Consider the following 25464-nt stretch of genomic DNA (forward strand, 5'->3'; position numbering starts at 1 on the left):
CTTGATTCGGGTGGGCAAAGCCACTGACAGTCCATCGGATTTCGAAGCATAGCAGGACGGAGGCGTTGCTGTGACATGCAAGGCAACACAGGCTGCGCGTTTAAGCGTGGCACCCATGATGGATTGGACAGACCGCCACTGCCGCTATTTTCATCGGCTCCTCAGCGCGGAAACGTTGCTGTATACCGAGATGGTGACGGCGCCGGCGCTCGTGCGGGGCGGGGCGTTGCATCTGTTGGACTACTCTCCCGAGGAACACCCGGTTGCTTTGCAACTCGGCGGCTCCGACCCGGAAGAACTGGCGCAGGCCGCGAGACTGGGGGCTGAGGCCGGGTATGATGAGATCAATCTGAACTGCGGCTGTCCGTCGGATCGGGTGCAATCCGGCACTTTTGGCGCGGTCTTGATGAAAGACCCGGCCCGCGTTGCCGACTGCGTGACTGCCATGCGCGAAGCGGTGAATGTGGATGTCACCGTTAAATGCCGCATCGGAGTCGATGATCAGGAGCCCGAAGATGTATTGCCCGCGTTTCTTGAGCACATCAGCGCGGCAGGTTGCCAAAGGGTGACAATCCATGCCCGCAAGGCGTGGCTGCAAGGGCTGAGCCCAAAGGAAAACCGGGATATCCCACCTTTGGACTATGACCTTGTGCATCGGATGAAGGATGAGTTTTCGGATCTTCACATATCGATCAATGGCGGCATCAACACTCTGGACGAGGCAGCCGCACATCTGGAAGCCGGTCTGGATGGGGTGATGATCGGCCGGGCCGCTTATCATCAGCCGGGCGATGTCCTGTCGGATGCTGACCGACGCATCTTTGGTACCGGAACGACGCGTGATCCGTTCGCGATCGTTCAACATATGGTACCTTATGTGGAACGGCACCTTGCCAATGGCGGGCGTCTGCACCAGATCACGCGTCATATGTTGGGCCTTTTCGCAGGTCGTCCCGGAGCCCGCGCATGGCGGCGCGCCTTGTCGGAAGGGGCTGTGCAGGATGGGGCCGGACCCGAGGTGATGCTGCGGGCGCTGGATCATGTGGCGCCCATGGCAGAAGTTTAAGCGGCAGGGGGAACTATGCCCGAGACGATGTTGCTGGCCCAGATGCTGGGCCTTTTGCTTGCGATCGGAGCGCTGGCCGGCGTGCTTGCCGGATTGCTGGGGGTCGGCGGTGGAATCGTCTTGGTGCCTGCCTTTTTCTATGCGTTTCAAACTCTTGGCTATGGCGGCCCGCAGTTGATGCAGCTGTGTCTGGCCACGTCGCTGGCCACGATCATCGTGACATCGGTCCGATCCGTTCTGGCGCACAATAAAAAGGGTGCGGTGGATTGGGGTATTCTGCGCGGTTGGGGGCCGGGGATCGTCGTCGGTGCGATCATCGGAGTTCTGGTTGCCTCGGCCCTGCGGACCGAAGCCTTGCAGGCGCTGTTCGGCATATTGGGAATGGTGATCGGGGCCTATCTGGGGCTGGGTCGTTCGGAATGGCGGCTGGGTGATGTCATGCCCGGTGGAATAAAGCGGGCCATCCTGTCTCCTGCGGTCGGGTTTCTTTCGGTTCTGATGGGAATCGGCGGCGGCAGTTTTGGTGTGCCGCTGATGAGCCTCTACAACACGCCGATCCATCGTGCCGTCGCAACCGCCGCCGGGTTTGGTGTGATTATCGCCGTGCCCTCGGTCATCGGGTTTTTGTTTCTGGATATCGCACCGGAACACCGGCCTCCGCTGACCATTGGGGCGGTCAATCTGGTGGCCTTCGGTATCGTCGTGGCAATGACGATGATCACCGCGCCCTGGGGGGTGAAGCTGGCCCATGCGATGGATCCGAAACCCTTGAAGCGCGTATTCGCAGTGTTCCTTACGCTGGTGGCGCTCAATATGCTGCGCAAGGCGGTGGGTTTGTGAAGGATTTTGACGTCAGGGGGTGGGTGAAATTCCCGTATGATCCAGTGCTTGCGGCCTGGGTGGGACATGCGCTGCCTGCCGCACGGGCCGCGGTATCGGACCCGGCCCATGCTGACTGGCTGGATTGTGACGGGACGTGGTTCATCGGTGTTGACGCGTTGCCCAATGACGCGCAGGGCAGGGTTGGCCAATCGGGGCCTTTGGCCGGAACCGCCATGTCATTCATTGCAGGGCGTTACGGGCAGTTGCCACTTCACAAAGGCCAAGTCTCGGTCACGCATCCTGGGTATCCACGCCCGCGTCGGGGGGAAAACGAAGCCGCCGCGCGGTATCGCAGAAATCGGGACGCGGCCCATGTGGACGGTTTGCGCCCGGTGGGGCCGGATCGTCGCCGCCGGGTGGATGAACCGCATGCGTGGGTTTTGGGCATACCGCTGACCGAGGCCAGCCCGGATGCGTCGCCCATGGTGTTGTGGGAAGGCAGCCATCATATCCTGGGTGCGGCTTTCAGGCGCGCCCTTGCGGGGACGCCACAAGAGCGCCTGCATGAAGTCGATGTTACGGATATCTACCAATCCGTCCGTCGCGAGGTTTTCGAAACCTGCCCGCGAATCGAATTGCCTGCAAAACCGGGCGAGGCTTACGTGCTGCACCGCCACTGCCTGCACGGGGTTGCCCCCTGGGCGGAAACGGCAAGCGCAGGGCCGGATGGACGGATGATTGCCTATTTCCGCCCGGAATGCGCCGGGGGTGTGGCGGAATGGATCGAATCCACTTAACCTCCTGTCATTGTTTGGCTTTGGAGGTTTTGACCGATGATTACGGTCCATACGAATTCTGATGGTGCGTTGATAGAAGTGGAGTTGTCGGGGCAAGTCACCAGCGCCGACTATGCCGATGTCCTGGTTCCTGCAATCGAAGCAGCGCTGACCGAACATGATTCCGTTCGGCTTTTGGCCATCGTGCAGCCCGAGTTCAAGGGGTATGATTTGGGCGCGGCCTGGTCCGACACCAAGCTGGGGCTCAGCCACTGGCGGGGGTTTGACCGGATCGCGGTTGTTGCCGATCAGGGCTGGGTGCAAACCATCATCCGATTGGCCGCCCCGATCCTGCCATGCCCCGTTCAGGTCTTTGAACTGGCCGAGCTTGAGGCCGCCCGGCGCTGGATGCGCGAGTCGCTGGGATCCATTCACGTGACCGATCTTGAGGGCCCATGTGTGCAGATCAGCCTTTTGGGAAAACTGGACCCCGAGGAGTACAAGCAAGCCGAACGCGACCTGGACACTTTGTTGCATGATCGATCCGGATTTCGGTTGCTGATCGACCTGCGGGAATTCGACGGCTGGCAGGGGTTGTCCGCTCTTGCAGCACATTTTCGTCTGGCCAGCCGCCACATCGGACAACTGGATCGCGCGGCCATCGTCGGGGACAAAAGCTGGCAGCACATGGCACAACGTGTCGCCAGTCATGTATTGGGCACACGGACTCAGTTCTTTCCGTCCGAGGAAATCGAAAACGCCAAAATCTGGCTGGCTGCCGGGTAAGGATCTGCTCTGCGTGCCAACCTGCATCTTGTGATCTTGCTGCCAACAGGCGGCTTGCGTGCTTTGTTCTCTGGTCAGAACAAAGCACCCTTGAGCGCGAATTGACCAAATCTGATTGGCTTATTTCGCGGAACGACACGCATCACATGTCTTGAAACCGGTCTTGATACCGTGCCGGTCAAGAATTGTGACGTAAGGGAACTGGTGGGTTTTTCCGTGGAATTTCTGACCTTAAGGTCAACACGGACCAAAAACCGTGTGTTTTCCCCCTAAATTTGACCGGAAATACCCTTACCTACGCCGTGTCGCTGCGGGCCTCCACTCACGTTGAACAGATGCGTTCATGAGCTGGCCCCTTTTAGGAGCTCGAACTCGGCCCGCGGCGGCACAGTTATTGGAAGCGGGAAGTTTGCGATGACACTTAGGTTATTGATGGAAAGATTTGCGGCACGCAAGACGCCAGTATTCAAGGCGGACAAGACCGGCACGAAGCGTGTCCGACGTGCAGCGAAAAAATACGGGACTGCAAAAACAAGCAGATCCGAAATCGCAGCTCTGTTCGAGTCAGAGCTGCGCGGGCAAGACACAAACAGGTCGGCCCGCGACGAATCCAATGACCACAGGGATACGTCCCCAAAGCAGGCTGGCTGACTTCAGGAACCGTTTATGCGCGCTGCACGCCCGCCTCGGCGTTTGCTGAGGCGCGGCTTTCTGGTTGGTAGATCTTCCATGATTTCGGCGCGTTCGCTGCTGTCCATCTTGGACCAACGGGTGATTTCGTCAATCGTGCGATAGCAGCCGGTACAGATGCGTTCAGTCGGGTGAACGACACAGATCTGGACACAAGGGCTTTCGACCTCATTCCTTTTCCAAACCATATTCGTCATCACTGGTCTCCGACCCGTTACAAAAAGCGGAGCCTGTCCAGCGCCCCTTGCAAAATATAGCTGGCCGCAACGTGATCAATAACCTGTCCGCGACGTTTTCGTGTCGTATCCGCCTCAAGTAGTGCTTTTTCTGCCGCAACGGTACTGAGCCGTTCGTCCCAAAACCCGATGGGCAGATCGGTCAGGCGGGACAAATTGCGCGCAAATGCCCGCGTTGACTGGCATCTTGGCCCTTCGCTGCCATCCATGTTCTTGGGCAGGCCCAGCAAGATGCCCCCGATCTCGCGATCGGTGACAATTTCGATCAGGCGCGCGGAATCGAGCGTGAATTTCTTGCGCCGTACCGTTTCCAGCGGGCTGGCGACACCGCGCATCCGGTCGGACACGGCGACGCCGATTGTCTTTTCCCCAAGGTCCAGCCCCATCAGGGCACTCATCGGTTGCAAGGCTGCTGCAAATTCTTCGATAGCGTCATGGATCATTGAGCGATCCCGGCTTGAAGGGCCGCCGCATCGATGATCTGCAACGCCTCTGAATCGCCGGCAAAGACTTCCATGGCCTCATCGCGAATATCGATGGCGCGCTGACCCTGGCCAAGAACGCCCAAGGCCGCGATCAGGCGGGCCCATTCCTCGGGGGATCCGCCCTCTGCCGCCAGCCGATCAGACAGCTGGTCCACCATGCCCTGAATCATCTGCTGCCGCTCTTCGGGGCTCAGCTCTGCGGCGGCGGCCATGTCTTCCTGGCTGGGGCCGGGTGCGGTGCTCAAATCCGGTGCATTGAAAACGCCGGCCCTAAAGGCCAGTTCATCGATCTGAGCCCGAATTGCTTCGGCCCAGGGCGCACCTGCGGGGGAATCCTGCAACGTTTCGACCCACATGCGATAGGCAAGGTCCGGCCGCCCGATCTGGGCAAGCATCTGCCCCCAATAATAGCGCGCCGGGCCGTGACGGGGGTCACGGTTCAGCGCTTCGATCAGCGCCTGTTCCGCTTCGGGTGAGACATACCCACCTGCGGCCAGAATCATCATTTCAGCCAGGTCCGCATAGGTATCAGCCGTGGCGCTGTCTTCGGACAGCTCGATCACCTTTTGCTGCGCGGTGTACCCATCCTTGAAGTTGCCCGCATTCGTCTCGTGTTGCGCCAGCAACATCTGACCCTGCAAATCGTCCGGCCGGCTCGCAACGGTTTCGCGCAACTGCTTCAGCAGGTTGGCATAGCTTTCTTCCAGCTGCGCAGGTCGAGGTGGGGTCGCCAGTTCTTCCGCGGCGCTTTGGGATGGCCGGTTGGCGCGCACTTCCTTGGCCAGTTCAAGCCGTGCGGTCAGCGGCATGTCAGGCAAACCCACGGCCCCGGTGCGATGATACATCGCCAACGCTCCACCGATCAGAAGCAACGAGATTGCCAGGATCGACAACACCGAAACCGCACGAGATGGCCCGGCGCCGGCACCCTCTTTCTTCATTTGGTCATCTGCGGCCAGAATGCGACGGGAAATTTCCGTGCGCACCCGTTCGGCGTCGGCCTCGCCAATGACACCGCGCGCCAGATCCCGGTCCACACCGGCCAACTGTTCGCGATAAACCCGCAGATCGTATGCCGCCGCGGGTTCATCCCCACGGCGTTTGCGCAGCAGGGTAAAGCTGAGAAAAGCTGCGATCAGCAGCGCGACAAGAAAAATCAGAACCCAGAACGTCATGGTCCCTCCGAGGATGCTGCCCTGACTTAGACCTGTGAGGCGTCCGACAAAAGGGACAAATGGCCGCGAATGAGCGACATGTCGCAATAGTGCGATATTGCGGCGTTGCACGGCAGGGTTAAAATGCCGTCACACGGCATATCTGCGCCCAATCACCGAACCGGATGGATTCGCACATGAAACACTATTCAGCCTTTGCTGTGGCGCGGGAAGCTCTGCGCTATCACACCGGATGGGAGCGCGCCTGGCGCTCACCCGAACCCAAGAAGCGCTATGACGTCATCATCGTTGGTGCTGGCGGTCATGGTCTGGCGACCGCGTATTACCTTGGCAAGAACTATGGCATCCAGAATGTCGCGGTTATCGAAAAAGGCTGGCTGGGCGGCGGCAATACCGGTCGCAACACGACGATCATCCGTTCGAACTATCTGCAAGACCCGTCGGCGGCGATCTACGAGAAAGCGCGCAGCCTCTACGAGGACCTGAGCCAGGAATTGAACTACAACATCATGTTCAGCCCGCGCGGTGTCATCATGCTGGCGCAGACCCAGCACGAGATCCGCGGCTATCAGCGTACGGCCCATGCCAACGCTTTGCAGGGCGTGAAAACCGAATGGATTACGCCTGAGCGTGTCAAACAACTGGTGCCAATCATCAATCTGGACGGCCCCCGGTATCCGGTTCTGGGCGGCCTTTGGCAGGAACGCGGGGGCACTGCGCGCCATGATGCGGTGGCGTGGGGCTATGCGCGTGCCTGTTCGGCGATGGGGATGGATATCATCCAGCAATGCGAAGTCACCGGTGTGCGCTCGGACAACGGGCGCGTTGTCGGGGTCGATACCACCAAGGGTGCCATTGATTGTGACAAGCTGGGCATCGTCGTCGCCGGCCATTCGGGTCAGTTGGCCGAGATGGCGGGCTTCCGCCTGCCGCTGGAAGCCGTCGCGTTGCAGGCGCTGGTGTCCGAGCCCATCAAACCCTGCATGGATGTGGTCGTGATGGCCAACACCGTGCACGGCTACATGTCGCAATCCGACAAGGGCGAAATGGTGATCGGGGGGGGGACCGACGGGTTCAACAACTTCACGCAGCGCGGGTCTTTCCATCATATCGAGGAAACGGTGCGGGCGCTGGTCGAAACCTTCCCGATGATTTCGCGCCTGAAAATGCTGCGCCAGTGGGGCGGGATCGTGGACATGACCGGTGACCGCTCGCCCATCCTGTCGAAAACACCGTTGCAGGGCTGCTTTATCAATGGCGGCTGGGGCACCGGTGGTTTCAAGGCGATTCCGGGCTCGGGCTGGGGGATGGCGCAGTTGATGGCGACGGGCCATTCACCGCTGACCGAAGCCTTCTCGATGGACCGCTTCAAAGAAGGCCGCTTCATAGACGAAAGCGTGGCCGCCGGGGTGGCGCACTAGGGAGATTCCCGAAGGTGCCAGAAAACAGAATTCAGGTCGGCCCCCGCGCTGACCGACCGCCAAAAGGATGACAACATGCTAATCCTGAATTGCCCCTATTGCGGCGTAGACGCCGAAGAATCCGAACTGGCCGCCGGTGGCGAAGCGCATCTGAAGCGTTTCGGCCCGGGCTCGTCGGATGACGAATTCCACGACTATCTGTTCATGCGTGAAAACCCGAAAGGTGTTCATTTCGAGCGCTGGCGACACGCCAATGGTTGCGGCAAGTGGTTCCACGCCGCGCGCTGCACGCAGACACTCGAAGTGTTCGGAACCTACACGGCTCAGACCTCCGAACCGCCGCAAGACATCAAGGATGCCATCACTGCCAAACGGCCCGGCTGGACGTGGAGAGAGTTCTCCTGATGCTTCATCTTTTCAATAATACTCCCGCCGGAGGCTTTGACGCCTCCACATGCGAAAGGTCCGCACAATGAGCACCCGTCTCGCAAAACAAGGCCGGCTGATTGACCGGTCGAAAAAGGTCACATTCACCTTCAACGGAACCTCGATGCAGGGCTATGAGGGGGATACGCTTGCCTCGGCCCTGTTGGCCAATGACCAGATGATGGTTGGCCGGTCGTTCAAATACCACCGTCCCCGCGGCGTTGTCGCCAGCGGCGCGGAAGAGCCGAACGCGCTTGTCGGCCTGGGGCAGGGCAACCGGTTCGAGCCGAACCAGCGCGCCACGACGACCGAGGTGTTCAACGGCTTGACCGCGATTTCACAGAACCATTGGCCAAGCCTTGAATATGATATCGGTGCGGTGAACACGGCCTTTGCCCGGTTTCTGCCGGCCGGCTTCTACTACAAGACGTTCATCCACCCCAAACCCTTCTGGAAACACGTCTACGAACCGTTCATCCGGCAGTCGGCGGGATTGGGCAAGGCGCCCAACAAAGACAACCGGGATGCCGACACTTATGAACATTTCTACGCCTTTACCGATGTTCTGGTGATCGGCGGCGGTGTGGCTGGTTTGCAGGCAGCCAAGGCGGCGGCACAATCCGGTGCCAAGGTCCTGCTGATCGAGCAGACCGCGCATTGGGGAGGTCGCGCGCCGGTTGACGGCGGCACCGTGGATGGTGAGCCTGTGGATAAGTTCGTGGAACAATTGGTTTCCGAACTCGAAACAATGGACAACGTCATCATGCGCACGCGCTGCATGGGAGCGGGTGTTTATGACCATGGTTATGTGCTGGGATACGAACGTCTGACGGACCACACGCCGGGCGTGCAGGGCCCGCGCCATCGTTTGTGGCGCATTCGCGCCAAGCAAATTGTAACGGCAACGGGTGCAATTGAAAGACCATTGTCCTTTGCTGGCAACGATGTTCCGGGCGTGATGCTGGCATCGGCCATGCGCGACTATGTCGTGAACTGGGGGGTTACCCCGGGCGAACGTGTCATCGTCGCCACCAACAATGACGACGCCTATCGTACCGCGATTATCCTGAAACAGGCAGGTGTGGATGTTTTGCGCATTGTTGACGCCCGGGCAACGGCCGGACCTTTGGCGGAAGAAGCCCGCCAGTTGGGTATCCGCGTCGATCCAGGCAAAGCCATTGCCAAGGTCAAAGGCGGCAAGCGCGTCAAAAAGGTAGCCATCTGCAATCAAGAGGGCGTCGGCGGCGCGCGTGAAGAGGTTGAGGCGGATGCAGTCGCCATGTCCGGCGGCTGGTCTCCGGTCGTGCACATGTGGTCCCATTGCGGGGGCAAGCTGATCTGGGATGAGGCAAACGCGCATTTCCGGCCGGATCCCGAGCGTCCGCCGCTGGGGGTAGACGGCAAAGGGTTCGTTGTTGCTGCTGGCGCGTCCAACGGCCCTCTGGCGTTGCAGGATGTTCTGACAGACGCCCATGCGGCCGGTAAGGCGGCCGCCAAGGCGGCTGGCTTCAAGCCCAAGAACACCAAGGCGCCCGCAGGGGACACAACCGCCGAAGCGCCGATGGAAGCGGTCTGGCTGATGCCGGCAAATGCAGAAGTCCAATTGCGTATGAAATCCTGGCTGGATTTCCAGAACGACGTCAAGGTTTCAGACGTCCAACTGGCCGCGCGCGAAGGGTATGAAAGCGTCGAACACACCAAGCGCTATACCACGCTGGGCATGGCGACCGATCAGGGTAAGTTGAGCAACATCAACGGATTGGCGATCCTTGCTGATGCTCTGGAATCCGAAATTCCCAAGGTTGGGACAACCACTTTCCGCCCGCCCTATACGCCTATCTCGATGGGTGCGATCGGTGGTGAGGCACGGGGTGAGGTCTTTCAGCCGATCCGTCGGACACCGATGCACAACTGGCACGACAGGAACGGCGCCGATTGGGAGCCGGTCGGCCACTGGCGCCGGACCTATGCCTATGTCCGCCCCGGCGAATCCGTGCATGACGCGGTGAATCGCGAGGTGAAAAACACCCGCGAGAACCTCGGCCTGCTGGATGCATCGACGCTGGGCAAGTTGATCGTCAAAGGCCCGGATGCCGGCAAGTTTCTGGACATGTTGTACACCAACATGATGTCCACGCTGAAGGTCGGCAAATGCCGCTATGGCCTGATGTGTTCGGAAAACGGCTTTCTGATCGACGACGGCGTTGTCGCCCGCATCGATGAAGACACCTGGCTGTGCCACACCACCACCGGCGGGGCCGAGCGTATCCATGGTCACATGGAAGAATGGCTTCAGACCGAATGGTGGGACTGGAAAGTCTATGTCGCCAACGTGACCGAGCAATACGCGCAGGTCGCCGTGGTCGGCCCCAATGCCCGCAAGGTGCTTGAAAAGCTGGGCGGCATGGATGTTAGCAAAGAGGCGCTGCCCTTCATGGAATGGCGCGATGGCAAGATCGGAGGCTTCGATTGCCGGGCCTACCGCATTTCCTTCTCGGGCGAGCTGTCTTATGAAATCGCCGTTCCCGCCAGCCAGGGTCAGGCGTTCTGGGATGCCTTGATGGAGGCAGGCAAAGAGTTCGGCGTGATGCCTTACGGAACCGAATGTCTGCACATCCTGCGGGCCGAGAAGGGCTTTATCATGATCGGGGACGAGACCGACGGCACCGTGATCCCGCAGGATCTGGGGCTGCACTGGGCGCTGTCTAAGAAGAAAGAGGATTATCTGGGCAAACGCGCCCATTCGCGGACCCACATGGCGGATCCCGAGCGCTGGAAACTGGTCGGTCTCGAGACTGTGGACGGATCGGTTCTGCCGGATGGAGCTTACGCGGTGGGCGAGGGCGTCAATGCCAACGGTCAGCGCAACATGATCGGCCGTGTGACGTCGACATATTACTCGGCCAATCTGGGCAAAGGGATCGCCATGGGGCTGATCAAACACGGCCCCGACCGCATGGGCGAGATCGTCGAGTTCCCGGGCACGGACGGTAAAACCTACAAAGCCAAGATCGTGGACCCGATCTTTTATGACAAGGACGGGGAGAAGCAGAATGTCTGAACCCATCAGCGCATTGAACCACGCCAGCTATGACGGCATCGCCAAGGTCCAGGAATGCGGCCTGCAAGGCATGATAACCCTGCGCGGCAACCTGTCCGACAAGGTGCTGGCCAAGGCCGTCAAGGATGCAACCGGTCAGAAAGTGCCGGGTCAGCGCGAGGTGCTTGTGACCGGCGATACCGGCGTGGCTTGGATGTCGACCGACGAGTTGCTGGTTCTGGTGCCTTATGCCGAGGTCGAAGCCAAACTGGCCGACATGGTCGGTGCCCTGAGCGGCACCCATGCTTTGGCGGTCAATGTCTCGGATGCCCGCGCCGTCTTCAGCGTCTCTGGTGCCAGCGCAAGAGAGGTGCTGGGCAAGGTCGCGCCCGTCGATCTGTCGGCGGATGCATTCCAGCCCGGCCAGATTCGCCGCTCGCGTCTGGCGCAGGTGGCTGGTGCTTTTTGGATGGATGATGAACAGACCTTCCGCGTGGTCTGCTTCCGTTCCGCTGCGGATTACGTGTTCAAACTGCTCAAGGTGGCAGCACAGCCCGGCAGTGAGGTTGGGATCTACTGAACAAAAAAAAGCCCCGGTTCATCCGGGGCTTTTTCTTACTTGACTGTTGAACAGGTCCCGACTCCGAAAGGTTTGTTCGCGAAATTTCCCTGAACGAATGCCATGCGGACGGCGACCGTATTGTCGGTTGTTTTCAGGTTCGCCTGATATCGAACGCGGACATTGCCGCCGGCAACCATTTTCTGATCGAGATTCCAGATAATACGATATCCCTTGGCGCCGCGGTCTTTGAATTTTGCCTTGGCCCAATCCTGGTACGAAGTGGCGGCCATCGCCGAAGATGCGGCGGGGTCGATCCGGAACGCATACTCTGGCGCAATCCAGCCATGGGCGTCCTGTTTGGACATCTTGCAATGATAGGTAACCGTTTCTGCCGCAGCGGTATGTGCAAGAAATGCGGCGACTACAATCGGTAAAAGTCTTTTCATTTTATCTACTTGGGTATGATTCTTGGTGTCTGCAATCAAACTGATACACCTCAATGCCGCAAGCGGGACCTCGCGTGAACGAAGAAAAAAATGCCAGACGTTCTACCCATGCAAGAGAACGGTGTGAAAACGGCTCAGGCCATCTTCGGTCAGCAAGTCCGAAATCTCTACAGGCTGTGACTTGTCATCCGACAGGTTTGCGTAATAACCCAGTTCATCCATCAATGCGCTGACACGTTCGTGCCTCTGGTCTTCCGGAAGCAGAGGTGCGTGAAGAGACAGAAGAAGGGCGGGGCGGCGTTCCTTCAGCCACGCGGACAAAGTGGGGGCAACAATGAATTCCGCGCCCTCGATGTCCATTTTGACCAGCGAAACCCGTGACAGGTCGTTTGTTTTTTCGAATTGGTCCCAGGCGATCGTCAGCGCATCAGACCCATGCGCCCCGTCGTGCAGAAGCGAACTGGTGGAATCCCCGGGTTCACCGCGCACAGAGGCCATGCGTGCCACGCCAAATCGATCTGACAGGGCGACCCCGAATGCCGAAACGTTCTGAATACCGTTCAGATCAAGATTCCATGCCAGATGCCGAAACGCGGTCGGGTCAGGCTCAAAACACCAGACATGCCGTGCCCTTCGCGCACCGTACAGCACCGTCGGGCCAATCCACGCGCCGATGTCCAGATAGTCGCTTTGAGGGGACAGGAACCGGTCAAGAACTGCAAATGTTTCAGGCTCCCAAGCGCCCGCAGTGGCCTTGCGCCAGAATTTCGAATGGTACGGGTCCAGACGAAACGGCTCGCCGTTCAGATTGCCCGCATAATATCCGCGGGCGCGATAGAACATCTTGCGCGCCTGTGTCAGCATCGCCTGCCTCCGGGTTTTCTTGCCACGCCCCTTGACCTGCGGCGGTTGCCAAAGCATTTAACCTTGGGAACCGCAACTTACATTTAAACAGGGGGCCGACATGGCTTTTGAACTTCCTGATCTTCCTTATGCACATGACGCGCTGGCAGCCAAGGGTATGTCCGCGGAAACGTTGGAATATCACCACGACCTGCACCACAAGGCCTATGTCGACAACGGCAACAAGCTGATCGCCGGCACCGAATGGGACGGCAAGTCGCTGGAAGAGATCATCGTTGGTACATACGACGCAAACGCCGTGGCACAAAACGGTATTTTCAACAACATCAGCCAGTTGTGGAACCACAACCAGTTCTGGGAAATGATGGGGCCGGGCGAGTCCAAGATGCCGGGCGAGCTGGAAAAGGCGCTGACCGAAAGCTTCGGTTCGGTGGATGAATTCAAGTCGCAATTCAGTGCCGCCGGTGCGGGTCAGTTCGGTTCGGGCTGGGCGTGGCTGGTCAAGAACGCCGATGGCTCGCTGGCCGTCACAAAAACCGAGAATGGCGTGAACCCACTGTGCTTTGGTCAAACCGCGCTGCTGGGTTGCGATGTTTGGGAGCACTCCTACTACATCGATTTCCGCAACAAGCGCCCGGCCTACCTGTCGAACTTCCTCGACAATCTGGTGAACTGGGAAAACGTCGCATCGCGGATGTAACGTATTGAACCGACGTCGGTTCATAAAGGGCCTGCTGGCGGCGACGCTGGCAGGCCTTGTCACGGCCGCCTACGGGTTCATTATTGAACCCGCGGTTCGGCTGCGCGTGCGCAAATGGCGCATTCAGCGGGACGACTGGACAGCGCCGCCGCTCAGAATCGCCGTACTGTCCGATATGCATGTGGGCGAGCCCTATGTCGGCCTGAACCGCGTAAGGCAGGTGGTCCGCCGAACCAATGCGCTGGCTCCGGACGTGATCCTGCTGTTGGGTGATTTCTTTGCAAGCCACAAAGGTGTCTCGGACACGGTCAAGATGCAGGACCTGGCCCCTGTGCTTGCCGGGCTTGAGGCGAAGAATGGTGTCTTTGCCGTTCTGGGCAATCACGACTGGTGGGATGACAGGTCGGCACAGCGGCGCGGGTCCGGGCCCAATCGCTATGCCGAAATTCTGGAACAGAACGGAATTTCGGTGTTGTCCAATGCCGCGATCAAACTCGAAACTCAGGGCATCTGGCTGGCCGGTCTCGAGGATCAGCTGGCGATCTGGCGCAACGGCAAGCCGCAAGGATTGGACGATCTGGAAGGTACTCTGGCGCAGATCACCGATGACGCTCCGGTTGTGATGATGGCGCATGAGCCCGATGTGTTTCCCACTGTGCCCGGGCGGGTGGCCTTGACCCTTTCAGGGCACACACATGGTGGCCAAGTGCGCCTGTTCGGCTGGTCGCCCGTGGTGCCATCGAAATTCGGCAATCGCTATGCCTATGGCCATGTACGCGAAAATGGGCGCGATCTGGTCGTTTCGGGCGGTATCGGCTGTTCGATCCTGCCGGTTCGTCTGGGCGTGACGCCCGAAATCACCGTTGTCGAGATGTCCGCCTAAAGGGTTGATGACCAGCCGGTGAAAACCCGCCGATACGTGCCCTTTCTGCGTGACGGTATCTTGTTTGCTGTTTTCCAGTACACATCTCTGTAGGGTAGAGGGAGAAACTGCATATCAATTCAAACAATGATCGGGCTGCGCACTGTTCGTGCGTCAACGAACCCGCATGTCCAGCAGGTCGAGGGATACCCAGAACACAACCTAATCAGGAGATCGCAATGGTCGCACTTACACAGGGAACTTGGGTTATTGTTGCAGATGGAGAGAAAGCGCTGGTGATGGAGAATATCACCGATGCCGACGATCCCAATTTTGTCGTCGTCGCTGTCGAAGAACAAGACGGCCCGACCGGAAAACCGACGGACCGCGCAGGTCGTCGCAACGACGGCGGACCAAAACAGAAATCGGCAATTGAAGAACCCACGTGGAAGGCGCACGCAAAATCTCTGTTCGTGCAGGATCTGGCGAACCTGTTGAATCGCAAGGGGCTGAAAGGCGCCTATGATCGGCTGGTTCTGGTGGCCAGCCCCCATGTTCTGGGTCTGTTGCGGCGTCGGTTACACAGCGAGGTGCTGGGAAAGGTCGTGGCCGAGGTCAACAAGACCCTGACCAATCATCCTTTGCACAAGGTCGAGCAGGTGGTGCGCCTCAGTCTGCAACCCAAAGCCAGACTTGCCTGATGAATACGGCGGGCGGTTCAACCGCCCGCACGGTTTCCCATCCTCAGGTCAGCTTGTCCCGCAGGGCGATCATGGCTGTATCGGCGTCTTCGACCCAGGTGATGAAATCCGCCAAAGACGTGTCGGCAAAGCCTTGCCCGATCACCTGATCCAACAATGTGTGCAACGCGTCCCAATAGCCGTTCACATTGACCACGACGATCGGCTTGTCATGCAGGCCAAGCTGGCGCCATGTCAGCGCTTCGAACAGCTCGTCCAGCGACCCCGGACCGCCCGGCAGGACCACGACGGCGTCGGCGTTCATGATCATGACTTTCTTGCGCTCGTGCATTGTCTCGGTGATCACGAAGTGGGTCAGATCCGTTTTTCCGACCTCGCGCTTGACCAGATGCACCGGAATGACGCCGAAGGTTTCACCACCGGCATTCTGCGCGGCGCGGGCCACTTCACCCATCAAACCGACATCTCCGGCTCCGTAGACCAGCCGCCAGCCTTCCTGCGCCAGCAGGCTGCCAAACTGCCGTGCAGTTTCAGAATAAGCCTTCTCGGCTCCATTGCGTGACCCGCAGTACACACAGACTGATTTCTGAGACATCAAAGGGGGGCTCCGGGGTTGTGTCAGGGGTTTTGACCCGTGATAGCGGGATTGATAGATTGGCTCAACTGTCCGTCGGAAAGCTTTTCAACGCATAGCTTTTGCCCGGCGGAGTGAAAGGAAAATAATGGACGCCAAATCGGGAAACGGAAGCTCGGGCAATTTCATCTGGGGGGTGATTGCGGGTCTTGTTGCGATATTGGGCGCGGGTGGATTGTATCTGTCCGGCGTCTTCACCAAAACGCCCGAGCCGAGCGCCCCGCAGGAAACCGCCTCTGCCGTAGCCCCGGAACCTGTAGGGCAGGGTGCGCAGGTTTCGGAACCGGAAGTGGTTGAACAGGCGGCTCCTGCGGATGAAGGGCCCACGACCGAGCCTGCCGAGGACACTAGTGAAACGGCCGACGCCTCTGACGCGGACACCGCCGTTGCCAAGACGGAAGATATCGCGCCCCAGCCAGCGGCCCCTCCGGCCCTGGATCAGATTTTTGTTGAGCCAGATGGCAGGGCGCTGTTGTCCGGCGATGCCGAGCCCGGCAGCCGGATCGAGGTGCTGCTGAACGGCGAAACCCTGCACAGCTTTACCGTGGACGGCAGCGGCCAGTTTGCCGAATTTGTTTCGATCCCGTTCAGCGACGCGGCTCAGGGGTTGGTCCTGCAAAGCAAGGATGGCCAACGGATCACACAGTCCGACGACTATCTGATTGCGGCATTGCCAAAGCCGGTCGAAGAAGCGCCTGTAACTGAAGAATCGCCGGCATCCGATCCGGACACGACGGCCGACGCCGAAGACGCCACGATCGCGACAGCCGATGCAGACGTTGAGCCCGAAACGGCGACCGAAGTTCCAGCGCCAGAAACTGATGTGACCGGAACCGAAACCACCGTGCCGGAGGCCGAGGAAACGCAAACCGCCGACTCGCCGCCGCAGACACCCGAACCGGATCAGCAGATTGCGGTGCTGCGGTCCGGCGAAGAAGGGGTTGAACTGGTGCAGCCGCCTGTGGTGCGGGATACGCCCCCTGATCAGATCGCACTGGATACCATCGGGTACTCTGATACCGGCAATGTCCAGCTGACCGGGCGTGTGCAGGACGGTGCAGCCGTTCGACTGTACCTGAACAATCGCCTGATCGCCGATCTCGACCCGAAAGAGGATGGATCCTGGCGCAGCGATCTGGAGGGGATTGATCCGGGTGTCTACACGCTGCGCGTGGACGCGGTGAATACGGACGGGACGGTGCTCAGCCGGGTCGAAACCCCGTTCAAGCGAGAGCCGGTTGAAGTTCTGGATGCCGCCGTCGCGGCAAGTCAGGCCAACGCGCAGGGCGAAGCAGCTGCCATCCGTTCGGTTACGGTTCAACGGGGCGACACGCTGTGGGCCATCTCGCGCGACCGGTTTGGCGACGGGGTCCTGTATGTACGGCTGTTCGAGGCCAATCGCGACCTGATCCGCGATCCGGATCTGATCTATCCGGGGCAGGTCTTCACCATACCTGAATAAGCATCGCCTTTGGCCCAAGCGGGCCGGGGTCAATCTCTGACCGCAGTTAAGGTACGTGATGAGACGAACACCTACTACGACCCCGGACGATACGGTGCCGCGTGACGAGCGAAGCTCGGGCTGGCGCACGATCCGCAAAGTGGCACCCTATCTTTGGCCACAGGATGAACCATGGGTAAAGCGCCGCGTGGTGATTGCCATGGTCATGCTGGTTCTGGCCAAGCTGATCGCGGTCTATACGCCAATCCTTTACAAAGGTGCCGTTGACGCGCTGGCAGGTGAGGGCGTGCCGCCGGTGGCGCTGGGCGCGGTCGGGCTGACGGTCGCCTATGGCGTGGCGCGGATGCTGACCGTGGGATTCCAACAACTGAGGGATGCGGCCTTTGCGCCCGTAGGGCAAAGGGCTCTGCGGGCGTTGGCGCTTGAGACCTTTCGGCACATTCACAACCTCTCGATGCGTTACCACGTATCCCGCCGTACCGGAGGGCTGAGCCGCATCATCGAACGGGGTGTCAAGGGCGTCGAGTTCCTGTTGCGCTTTCTGCTGTTCTCGATCGGGCCGCTGATCCTGGAACTGCTGCTGGTGGCGATCATCCTGATGTGGCTGTTCGATGTCTGGTATCTGGTGGTCGTCGCCGTCACAATCGGTCTGTATATCTGGTTCACATTTGCCGTGACCGAATGGCGGGTGAAGCTTCGGCGCGAGATGAACGATCAGGACACCGAAGCCAATCAGCGCGCCATCGACAGCCTGCTGAATTTCGAAACTGTCAAGTATTTCAATGCCGAAGCGCGCGAAGCTGAGCGATATGATGTGTCGATGAAAGCCTATGCCGGGGCGGCGCTGAAAACGGCATATTCGCTGGCATTTCTGAATTTTGGCCAGTCATTCCTGATCACTTGTGGTTTGATCGGTGTGATGGTTCTGGCTGCCATCGGGGTTCAGAGCGGAAACCTTACAGTGGGCGATTTCGTCATGGTCAACGCTTACATGATCCAGATCACCGTACCGCTGAACTTTCTGGGGACGGTCTACCGGGAAATCCGGCAATCGTTGGTCGATATGGGCCAGATGTTCGATCTGCTTGAACAGCCCGCCGAAGTCACCGACAAACCCTGTGCGCCCAACCTCAAGGTGAATGGCGGCGAAGTCGCGCTGGACGATGTGCATTTCGGCTATGACCCTGAAAGGGAGATCCTCAAGGGTGTTTCGTTGACCGTTCCTGCCGGGCAGACCGTGGCCATCGTGGGGGCAACCGGGTCTGGCAAATCAACCATCGGGCGGCTGCTTTTCCGGTTCTACGATGTGACCAAAGGATCCTTGAAGATCGATGGACAGGATGTGCGGGATGTGACGCAGTCCAGTCTGCACGCGGCCATCGGCGTTGTGCCGCAGGACACGGTATTGTTCAACGACAGCATCCGGTACAACATTGCCTATGGCCGTGACGACGCCACCCCGGAGGAGGTCGAGGCCGCAGCCCGAGCTGCGCAAATTCACGATTTCATCACCTCGCTGCCCGAAGGCTATGACACTATGGTCGGTGAACGCGGGCTCAAACTGTCAGGTGGTGAAAAACAAAGAGTCGGCATCGCGCGGACTTTGCTCAAGAACCCGCCGATCCTGTTGTTGGACGAGGCGACCTCGGCCTTGGACACAGATACCGAGCAGGACATCAAGGATGCGCTGGCGCGCGCAGGAGAGGGTCGTACGGTTATCACCATTGCCCATCGCCTCAGCACCATTGCCGAAGCGGACCGGATCGTGGTTCTGGAAGCGGGCGAGGTCATTGAACAGGGCACGCATGACGAGTTGCTGGCGCGGTCGGGGCGGTATGCCCAATTGTGGAACCGGCAGCAATCGGACGGGGAAGCGGCCTGAAGATCCAAACATGGAGCGAAACAGGGTAGAATACAAAAAAAACCAGAAGGGTGCCTGTCATGATGAAGCGATTGAAGTCACGACTATCGTCTATTGCGATCGCGATTAGTCTGCCGGTCATTGTGGCGGCCGATCCCATCGTGGGTGTCTGGAAGACTGAACCTGATCGCAAGAACCTGATTTCGCACATCAAAATCACGGCGTGTGGGGATAAGTTCTGCGGTCGGATCCTTTCGGCCTATGACTCTTCAGGCAAGGAAGTCCAAACACCGAATATCGGTAAGAAACTGTTCTGGGACGTGGCGGGTGAAGGCGGAGGAAAATACGGCGGCGGCGAATTCTGGGTCCCGTTGATCAACGTGGATGCGGTGCCACAGATGACGTTGCAGGGGGACAAGCTGCTGGTCAAAGGATGCGAACATGCGATTTGCGCGCATCAGACGTGGTCCCGGTTGTGATGATGGCCAAATGAAAAAGGACCGGAACTCCCGGTCCTTTTCGTTTATTCAGCAGCTTTCAGCGGCGGGCCAGAGGGGCGACCAGACTGATCTGATCGACTGTCCTGTTCTGATCCTTCAAAACGCGAGTCGTCCTCCCACACAATTTCAGTGGCCTGCATCTGCCGGGCAGAGCGCCCTATCGCCATGTCCTGCGCGATCTGGCTGGACCGGCCTGCCGTTACACGGGCCAGAACTCGGCTGAGCCAGATCGCATAGGTTGTCACCCAGACCCGCAAGGCCAGAAGCGATGGGGTGACGATCAGCGTCAGAACAGTTGCAATGCCCAGGCCAAAGACCACCGCTGTGGCCAGCTGTTTCCACCACAGTGCGGTGGGGCTGTCGATGGAATAGCCGCCATTGATGAAGTCCAGCGACAGGCCGAACATCATCGGCGTCAGACCGGCCATCGTTGTCAGCGTGGTCAGCAGCACCGGGCGGATACGGGATTCCGCGGTGCGGATGATCGCCTCGATCCTCGGCATATAGCTGCTGTATTCCTGATAGGTGTCGATCAGAACGATATTGTTGTTCACCACGATACCGGCCAGGGCCACGATGCCGGTCCCGGTCATGATGATCGAGAAGGGCTGTTCCATCACGATCATGCCGATCAGAACCCCGGTGGTGGACAGAACCACCGCCAGCAGCACGAGAACTGAATTGTAGAACGAGTTGAACTGCGCCAGCAGGATCACGAACATAAGCCCCAGAGCGCCCATGAACGCGTTCACCAGAAAGGCGCCGGATTCTTCCTGCTCTTCCTGATCACCAGTCCATTCCCAGCTGATCGCGTTGGCGAACGGGCCGGTTTCCAGCCATTCCGTCAGCACCGCAATACGCTCGTTCGGGTTGATCAGCGCAAACTGAGCATCCCCGTCTTCGATTGCGCTGCGCAGCTGGTCGACACTTTCTGCGCCGGTCAGTTGAACCAGTTCATATGACTTTCCACCCGTACCATTCAGAACGGTGCCGGTCGGTGTGTAGCCTTCCGTCACTTCACGCATGACGGCCAGCCGCACCTGTTTTCCATCGGGGCCTTCGGTCACAACCTTGCTCAGCCCCGGTTCGACATCCGCTTTGACGTCGTAGTATCGCTGCTGGTCGACGCGGTTGATCTCGGCCAGCTTGGCCACGGGTTTGCGCGTTACGAAGTTCGACAAGGGCACCAAACCGTCCGGGGTACGGACCTTGAGTGTATCCAGTGTCGACAAAACGCGGTCTTCTTCGGGCAGGCGAACGCGAATTTCGATCTCTTCGTCATTGCTGTCCGGGCGCATCTCGCCCAGCAATATGCCGCGCGTGACCAACTGGACCATGGCGCCGACGGTTGCCACGTCGGCTCCGAACCGACCGGCCTTGGCGACATCCACGTCAATCTGCCAGTCGATGCCGGGCAGAGGCAGGGTATCTTCGGTCTTGATCAGGCCCGGCGTGGTGTCGAAAACCTCGCGGGCGGTGATCGCTGCCGAGGTCAGGTCTTCCCACCCGTCACCCTTGATGCGCAGATGCACAGGCTTGGCCGAAGCAGGGCCTTGCTCCAACGGCAAAATCTCGACGATGATGCCGGGGATCGTTGCAAGTTGGGTATTCAGCTCATCAATCACGAAGTCGCCATCATATTCGGGCGCCACGAAGTGCCGTTCGAACAGGCCCCACAGGGCCGATTCCGAAACGTTGGGGCGGTCTTCCCAAGGGATGATTTCGAACTGAACCCGGCCCACTGTATCGGCCGGCGCCTGAGCGCCACCGTTATTCTGGTTCAGGCCACCTTCGCCCGCAAAGGCAAAGACGTTGATGACCGCAGGGTGAGTTCCGATGATCTCTTCGGCGGCAAGAACCATCGCGTCTTTTTCCGCCAGGGAAAGGTTCCCGCGGGCACGCACATATGCGGTGGCCTGTTCAGGTTCGCTTTCCACGAAGAATTCAACCCCGCGGGATTCCTGAGGAAACCAGACGAAGGCCACGAAATACACCGCCGTGAAAACCGTCAGCAGGGAAACGATCGGCATGATCGGATTGCCGACAAGGAACCGAACGACGTGGCCAAAAAACGTGTGTTCGTCCGCTGTATGAACGTGGTCCTCTTCGGCGCGTTCCATTTTGGCCGCGCTCAGGGTTACGGACCCGGCAAACGCCCCGAACAGGAACAGCAGCGCCCCGGCGATCGAGCCACCGGGCAGCAGGTAGTTGGGGTTCAGAACCTGCATCGCACCCAGAAAGATCATGTACAGCGACGGCGGCACCATCAGCACCCGGACCCACCATGGCGTGCGCGCCCGCAACCAGGTCGAAGACCGATCGAAGAGGCGGCTCAGGCGGCCGGACACACCGCCCATGACTGGCAGATAGATCAGCGCCACGATCAGCGACGCCGACAGAACGAAGATCAGCGTGACCGGCAGCATTCCCATGAACTCGCCGGGAATACCGGGCCAGAACAGCATGGGCAGGAACGCGCAGAGTGTCGTTGCGGTCGAGGACACGATGGGCCAGAACATGCGCTGGGCGGCCTCGACATAGGCGTGCATCGGGCCCACGCCTTCCTTGATGCGTTTGTCTGCGTATTCCACCACGACGATGGCGCCATCCACCAGCATCCCCACCGCCAGGATGAGGCCGAACATCACGATGTTCGAGATGCTGACACCCATGACTGCCAGAAACGCAAAACACAGCAGGAACGAGGTCGGGATCGCAAAACCGACCAGCAGGGCGGCCCGCGTACCCAGCGAGGCAAGAACCACGATCATCACCAGCGCAATTGCGGTCAGAACCGAGCCTTCAAGCTGGCTGACCATCGAGCCGACGATGCGGCTCTGGTCGTTCGATGTACCCAGATCAACCGCCGCCTGAAGTTCGGGCGGCCACTTGGTCTTTGCATGCGCAATGGTTTCCTTCACCTGCGCGACGGTGTCGATCAGGTTATAGCCCTTGCGCTTGACCACCTGCAATGCGACGGTCGGTTCACCGTTGAAACGGGCCGTCCCTTCGCGGTCTTCGAAAGTGTAGTTGATCTGTGCCAGTTCCCCCAAGGTGACGACCCGATCACCGTTGACCTTGATGGGCAGGCCGTAAACATCCTGTGCGGTTTTGAACGACGACGGTATCTTGACCGAGAAGGTGCCCTGCGCGGTTTCAACTTCACCGGCTGCAATCAACTGGTTGTTGTTCCGTACCACGTTGATCAGCTCGTCCGCCGTCACGTTGTAGGCTTCAAGCCGCAGCGGGTCGATCACGACCTCGAGCATCTCGTCGCGATTGCCTGCGATACCGGCTTCGAGAACGGAATCCAGAGCCTCAAGATCGTCCTGTAGATCCTTGGCGACACGGGCCATCGTGCGTTCGGGAACGGGACCGGTCAGGTTCACGATGACGATCGGGAATTCGGAAAAGTTGATCTCGGTCAGGGAATATTGTTCTGCGCCTTCGGGAAAGTCCGCCTGAGCTGTGTTCATCGCGTCACGCACATCGGCCATGATCGCGGTCTTGTCCCAACCGAAGTCAAATTCCAGCGCGACCCCCGCATAGTTTTCGGCAGCGGTCGATGTCATTTCCTTGAGCCCGTCGAGATCCGCCAGTTCGGTCTCCATCGGCTTGATGAGCAGGTTTTCGGAATCCTCTGCGGAAATCCCGGGAAACTGCACGGATACAAACAGGGCAGGGATTTCGATATCCGGCTCGCCTTCTTTCGGAAGCGAGACATAGGCAAATCCGCCGATAACCAGCGAAATCGCGATAAATGCCAACACCATGCGGGCTCGATCAGCGGCCCATGCGACAACACCGGTCATTGTGACGCTTCCCGATAAGTCGGCGCTACGGTCACACCGCGTGTCACGAACTCTTGTCCGACAATGATTATGTCGGCTGTTTCGGGGAGACCGTCGACCCAGACACCCTCGGCCGTGTCACGCAGAATGCGGACAGGCAGGAAATTCACCACATTGCCGGTGCCGACAGTACGGACACCCAATTGACCCTCGTTGCTTAGGGTCAGGGCGGATTGCGGCAGCAGATGTGCCTTTGTGCCTTCGGCTGCGATGCTGATGGTCGCGGTCTGACCGTCGCGAATGGTCAGATCCGGGTTCGGAACCGTGATTTCAACTTCGAACGTGCGCGTTGTTTCATCAGCCGACCGGCTGAGGAACGTGACGCGGCCGCCAAGCTGCCGACCGGTGACCAGCGTTGCCGATGCCTCGGACCCCACCTGAACACGGTTGACTTCGGTTTCCGGCACGAACCCGACCAGTTTGATCGGATCAAGCTGAATCACGGTTGCGCACAGCGATCCGGGCTGCATCAGGCTGCCCAATTCTGCGGTGTCGCTTTCCAGCAGGCCCTTGAACGGGGCTTTGATGGTCAGGCGTCCGACCTCTCGCTGCGCGGCTTCAACTGCGGCTGCGGCTGCTTCGATTCCGGCCCGGGTCGCCTCCAGCTCGGCTTCGGCGGACTTTACACCTGCTTTGGCAGCGCTCATCGCGGCCTCGCTGGAAATTCGGCGGGTTTCCGAAGCAAACCCGGTTTCCGCCAGTTTGCGCGAAGCCGTCAGATTGATTTCGGCCTCGGCCACACGGGCATGCGCCTCTTGCAAGCGGGCTTCAGCCTCGGGAATGCGGCTTTCGGCTTCGAGTTTTCCGGCCAGCGCCTCGGCCAGTTGCGCCGGGCGCGTGCCGGGGTCGAGTTCACACAGAACATCCCCGGCCTCGACAAAGGCACCTTTGCGCATGGGTTCCGAGATCACCGTGGATGTGGTTTCAGACAAAACCTCGACCTGCCGGTTCGCCTTGGTTTGTCCTCGCAGCAGAACCGCACTGTCAATTTCGCGCGCCTGCGAACGCAGGGCGACCACGCCAACGGCATCAATATCGGTCTCGTCGGATTCGACGGCTTCGGTCTGTACCGCTTCTTCTGCTTCGCCACGTCCGGCGAAAGCAAACAAAGAGTCGCGCTCAAAAACAAGAAAATACAACGCAACAATAACCAGAAGGGCGTTGATGAAAGAAATCAAACGCATTCAGTGTTTCTCCTAGAATTCGGTGCCAACAAAAGCGGGGCCGTCTTGGTATGAAATGGGGCGTCGGCTGTGTAATTTCTACACTAAACTGAATAGTTCGGTTTAGTTTTTTTCGCAAGTGAGAAGCCAAGCGGTGAAAATGCGCAAAATCCGACCCTTGGCTTGGCGTTGGTGCCGGGGTATGACATGGCGCACTTATGCAAGACACACAGCCCAGGGGGCAGGAATGAGCGACACCGACAGTTTCATTGATGAGGTCACGGAAGAGGTACGCCGTGATCGGATGTATCTGCTGCTGCGCCGCTGGGGTTGGGTTGGTGTGGCGGCGGTCGCGCTGATTGTCGGCGGGGCGGCGTTCAATGAATACCGCAAATCCCGCGATACGGCGCAGGCGCAGGATCTGGGTGACTCGATTCTGGCGGCTCTGTCGGAAAACGATTCTGATGCACGGGCGGCCGGTTTGCGGGAAACCGAGGCGCAGTCGCCGGGCGGGAATGCTGTTCTGAACATGCTGCTGTCTGCGTCTCAGCTTGAAGCGGGATCGCGCGAAGAGGCGGTCAACAGTCTGAACGCGGTTGCCGTGCAGGGGGATTTGCCCGAGATCTATCGCGCGATCGCAAGCTTCAAGGCGCTGTTGTTGCAAAGCGACACCTTGCCCGCCGCTGACCGTCGACAGCAGTTCGAAGCGCTGGCGGCGCCGGGTGCGCCCCTTCGACTGCTGGCCGAGGAGCAACTGGCCCTGATCGACGTGTCCGAGGGCAATGTCGATGCGGCACTGGACCGCTTGCAGGCGCTGCGTCAGGACGCCGAGGTCGGTATTGATCTGCAACAACGTGCGGCCCAACTGATAGTTGCGTTGGGCGGCGAACCCGAGCCATTGGTGGCACAGCAGGGCTGACCAGGCGGGACAAAAG

Annotated in this window: 23 protein-coding genes; 15 read left to right on the forward strand and 8 right to left on the reverse strand. The window is 59.4% G+C overall.

Translation table 11 applies throughout. The annotated features are described in order from the left end of the window. The first annotated feature begins 70 nt into the window (after window positions 1-70). The 4 genes from dusA to ACR0LI_RS03080 are packed head-to-tail and all read left to right on the forward strand — an operon-like array spanning window position 71 to window position 3450. Complete coding sequence (dusA, locus tag ACR0LI_RS03065) at window positions 71-1066, forward strand: tRNA dihydrouridine(20/20a) synthase DusA (protein WP_480717990.1); 996 nt, start codon at window positions 71-73, stop codon at window positions 1064-1066. A gap of 15 nt (window positions 1067-1081) precedes the next feature. Further along, on the forward strand, window positions 1082-1906 hold the full coding sequence (locus tag ACR0LI_RS03070) for a sulfite exporter TauE/SafE family protein (protein WP_171723005.1): 825 nt from the start codon (window positions 1082-1084) through the stop codon (window positions 1904-1906). A gap of 23 nt (window positions 1907-1929) precedes the next feature. Further along, window positions 1930-2685: a hypothetical protein gene (locus ACR0LI_RS03075; protein ID WP_371732212.1), complete on the forward strand. Its 756-nt coding sequence runs from the start codon at window positions 1930-1932 to the stop codon at window positions 2683-2685. Between the two features lie 36 nt (window positions 2686-2721). Then, window positions 2722-3450 carry a SpoIIAA family protein gene (locus ACR0LI_RS03080; protein WP_480717991.1) on the forward strand — a complete coding sequence of 243 codons (729 nt, stop codon included), beginning with the start codon at window positions 2722-2724 and terminating at the stop codon, window positions 3448-3450. Between the two features lie 653 nt (window positions 3451-4103). On the opposite strand, the gene ACR0LI_RS03085 is transcribed toward ACR0LI_RS03080, so the two are convergent. The 3 genes from ACR0LI_RS03085 to ccmI are packed head-to-tail and all read right to left on the reverse strand — an operon-like array spanning window position 4104 to window position 6036. After that, window positions 4104-4337 (reverse strand): DUF1289 domain-containing protein, encoded by a 234-nt coding sequence (locus ACR0LI_RS03085; RefSeq protein ID WP_152458393.1) that lies wholly within the window; start codon window positions 4335-4337, stop codon window positions 4104-4106. A gap of 17 nt (window positions 4338-4354) precedes the next feature. Continuing rightward, complete coding sequence (ruvX, locus tag ACR0LI_RS03090) at window positions 4355-4819, reverse strand: Holliday junction resolvase RuvX (RefSeq protein ID WP_171631328.1); 465 nt, start codon at window positions 4817-4819, stop codon at window positions 4355-4357. Continuing rightward, window positions 4816-6036: a c-type cytochrome biogenesis protein CcmI gene (ccmI, locus tag ACR0LI_RS03095; RefSeq protein WP_171631330.1), complete on the reverse strand. Its 1221-nt coding sequence runs from the start codon at window positions 6034-6036 to the stop codon at window positions 4816-4818. Before ccmI ends, ruvX begins: the two co-directional genes overlap by 4 nt. 176 nt (window positions 6037-6212) lie before the next feature. Between ccmI and ACR0LI_RS03100 the strand changes: the two genes are divergently transcribed. The 4 genes from ACR0LI_RS03100 to ACR0LI_RS03115 all read left to right on the forward strand — a co-directional run bounded on the left by ACR0LI_RS03100 (window position 6213) and on the right by ACR0LI_RS03115 (window position 11503). Then, window positions 6213-7457: a sarcosine oxidase subunit beta family protein gene (locus tag ACR0LI_RS03100; RefSeq protein WP_171723009.1), complete on the forward strand. Its 1245-nt coding sequence runs from the start codon at window positions 6213-6215 to the stop codon at window positions 7455-7457. Window positions 7458-7532: 75 nt separating this feature from the next. After that, entirely contained in the window at window positions 7533-7862 is a 330-nt protein-coding gene (locus ACR0LI_RS03105) for a sarcosine oxidase subunit delta (protein WP_171631333.1), read from the forward strand. 67 nt (window positions 7863-7929) lie between these two features. Beyond that, window positions 7930-10944 carry a sarcosine oxidase subunit alpha family protein gene (locus tag ACR0LI_RS03110; RefSeq protein WP_480717992.1) on the forward strand — a complete coding sequence of 1005 codons (3015 nt, stop codon included), beginning with the start codon at window positions 7930-7932 and terminating at the stop codon, window positions 10942-10944. Then, a complete protein-coding gene (locus tag ACR0LI_RS03115) occupies window positions 10937-11503 on the forward strand; it encodes a sarcosine oxidase subunit gamma (RefSeq protein ID WP_480717993.1) in 567 nt (188 codons plus the stop codon). The genes ACR0LI_RS03110 and ACR0LI_RS03115 overlap by 8 nt, the downstream gene beginning before the upstream one ends. A gap of 35 nt (window positions 11504-11538) precedes the next feature. Here the strand turns inward: ACR0LI_RS03115 and ACR0LI_RS03120 are convergent, their stop codons facing one another. Together ACR0LI_RS03120 and ACR0LI_RS03125 are read right to left on the reverse strand one after the other, a co-directional pair. After that, window positions 11539-11970 (reverse strand): hypothetical protein, encoded by a 432-nt coding sequence (locus ACR0LI_RS03120; protein ID WP_480717994.1) that lies wholly within the window; start codon window positions 11968-11970, stop codon window positions 11539-11541. 63 nt (window positions 11971-12033) lie between these two features. Then, on the reverse strand, window positions 12034-12852 hold the full coding sequence (locus ACR0LI_RS03125; protein ID WP_245223415.1) for an FkbM family methyltransferase: 819 nt from the start codon (window positions 12850-12852) through the stop codon (window positions 12034-12036). A gap of 43 nt (window positions 12853-12895) precedes the next feature. Here ACR0LI_RS03125 and ACR0LI_RS03130 point away from each other — a divergent pair, with 43 nt between their 5' ends. The 3 genes from ACR0LI_RS03130 (at window position 12896) to ACR0LI_RS03140 (ending at window position 15058) form a co-directional block, all read left to right on the forward strand. After that, a complete protein-coding gene (locus ACR0LI_RS03130) occupies window positions 12896-13495 on the forward strand; it encodes a superoxide dismutase (protein ID WP_171228054.1) in 600 nt (199 codons plus the stop codon). A gap of 4 nt (window positions 13496-13499) precedes the next feature. Continuing rightward, on the forward strand, window positions 13500-14378 hold the full coding sequence (locus ACR0LI_RS03135) for a metallophosphoesterase (RefSeq protein WP_209832694.1): 879 nt from the start codon (window positions 13500-13502) through the stop codon (window positions 14376-14378). A gap of 218 nt (window positions 14379-14596) precedes the next feature. Beyond that, on the forward strand, window positions 14597-15058 hold the full coding sequence (locus ACR0LI_RS03140; protein ID WP_171631353.1) for a baeRF12 domain-containing protein: 462 nt from the start codon (window positions 14597-14599) through the stop codon (window positions 15056-15058). 43 nt (window positions 15059-15101) lie between these two features. Here ACR0LI_RS03140 and ACR0LI_RS03145 read toward each other — a convergent pair whose 3' ends face one another. Further along, complete coding sequence (locus ACR0LI_RS03145; RefSeq protein WP_171167536.1) at window positions 15102-15653, reverse strand: LOG family protein; 552 nt, start codon at window positions 15651-15653, stop codon at window positions 15102-15104. A gap of 127 nt (window positions 15654-15780) precedes the next feature. Here ACR0LI_RS03145 and ACR0LI_RS03150 point away from each other — a divergent pair, with 127 nt between their 5' ends. From ACR0LI_RS03150 to ACR0LI_RS03160, 3 genes are read left to right on the forward strand one after another with little or no spacing between them, the layout of a single operon-like run. Continuing rightward, a complete protein-coding gene (locus ACR0LI_RS03150) occupies window positions 15781-17154 on the forward strand; it encodes a LysM peptidoglycan-binding domain-containing protein (protein ID WP_480717995.1) in 1374 nt (457 codons plus the stop codon). A gap of 58 nt (window positions 17155-17212) precedes the next feature. Further along, window positions 17213-19036: an ABCB family ABC transporter ATP-binding protein/permease gene (locus tag ACR0LI_RS03155; RefSeq protein ID WP_171631358.1), complete on the forward strand. Its 1824-nt coding sequence runs from the start codon at window positions 17213-17215 to the stop codon at window positions 19034-19036. A gap of 59 nt (window positions 19037-19095) precedes the next feature. Continuing rightward, window positions 19096-19494, forward strand: coding sequence for a DUF2147 domain-containing protein (locus tag ACR0LI_RS03160; RefSeq protein ID WP_171723017.1), 399 nt, complete (start codon window positions 19096-19098; stop codon window positions 19492-19494). A 44-nt stretch (window positions 19495-19538) separates the two neighbouring features. On the opposite strand, the gene ACR0LI_RS03165 is transcribed toward ACR0LI_RS03160, so the two are convergent. Then, window positions 19539-23327 carry an efflux RND transporter permease subunit gene (locus tag ACR0LI_RS03165; RefSeq protein ID WP_480487956.1) on the reverse strand — a complete coding sequence of 1263 codons (3789 nt, stop codon included), beginning with the start codon at window positions 23325-23327 and terminating at the stop codon, window positions 19539-19541. Continuing rightward, the gene (locus ACR0LI_RS03170) at window positions 23324-24550 is read right to left on the reverse strand and encodes an efflux RND transporter periplasmic adaptor subunit (RefSeq protein WP_480717996.1); all 1227 of its coding nucleotides are present in this window, start codon (window positions 24548-24550) and stop codon (window positions 23324-23326) included. Before ACR0LI_RS03170 ends, ACR0LI_RS03165 begins: the two co-directional genes overlap by 4 nt. Window positions 24551-24776: 226 nt before the next feature. On the opposite strand from ACR0LI_RS03170, the gene ACR0LI_RS03175 reads away from it, so the two are divergent. Continuing rightward, a complete protein-coding gene (locus tag ACR0LI_RS03175; protein WP_171631369.1) occupies window positions 24777-25448 on the forward strand; it encodes a hypothetical protein in 672 nt (223 codons plus the stop codon). Window positions 25449-25464: the final 16 nt, after the last annotated feature.

This window comes from Ruegeria sp. CL7 (assembly GCF_056536445.1).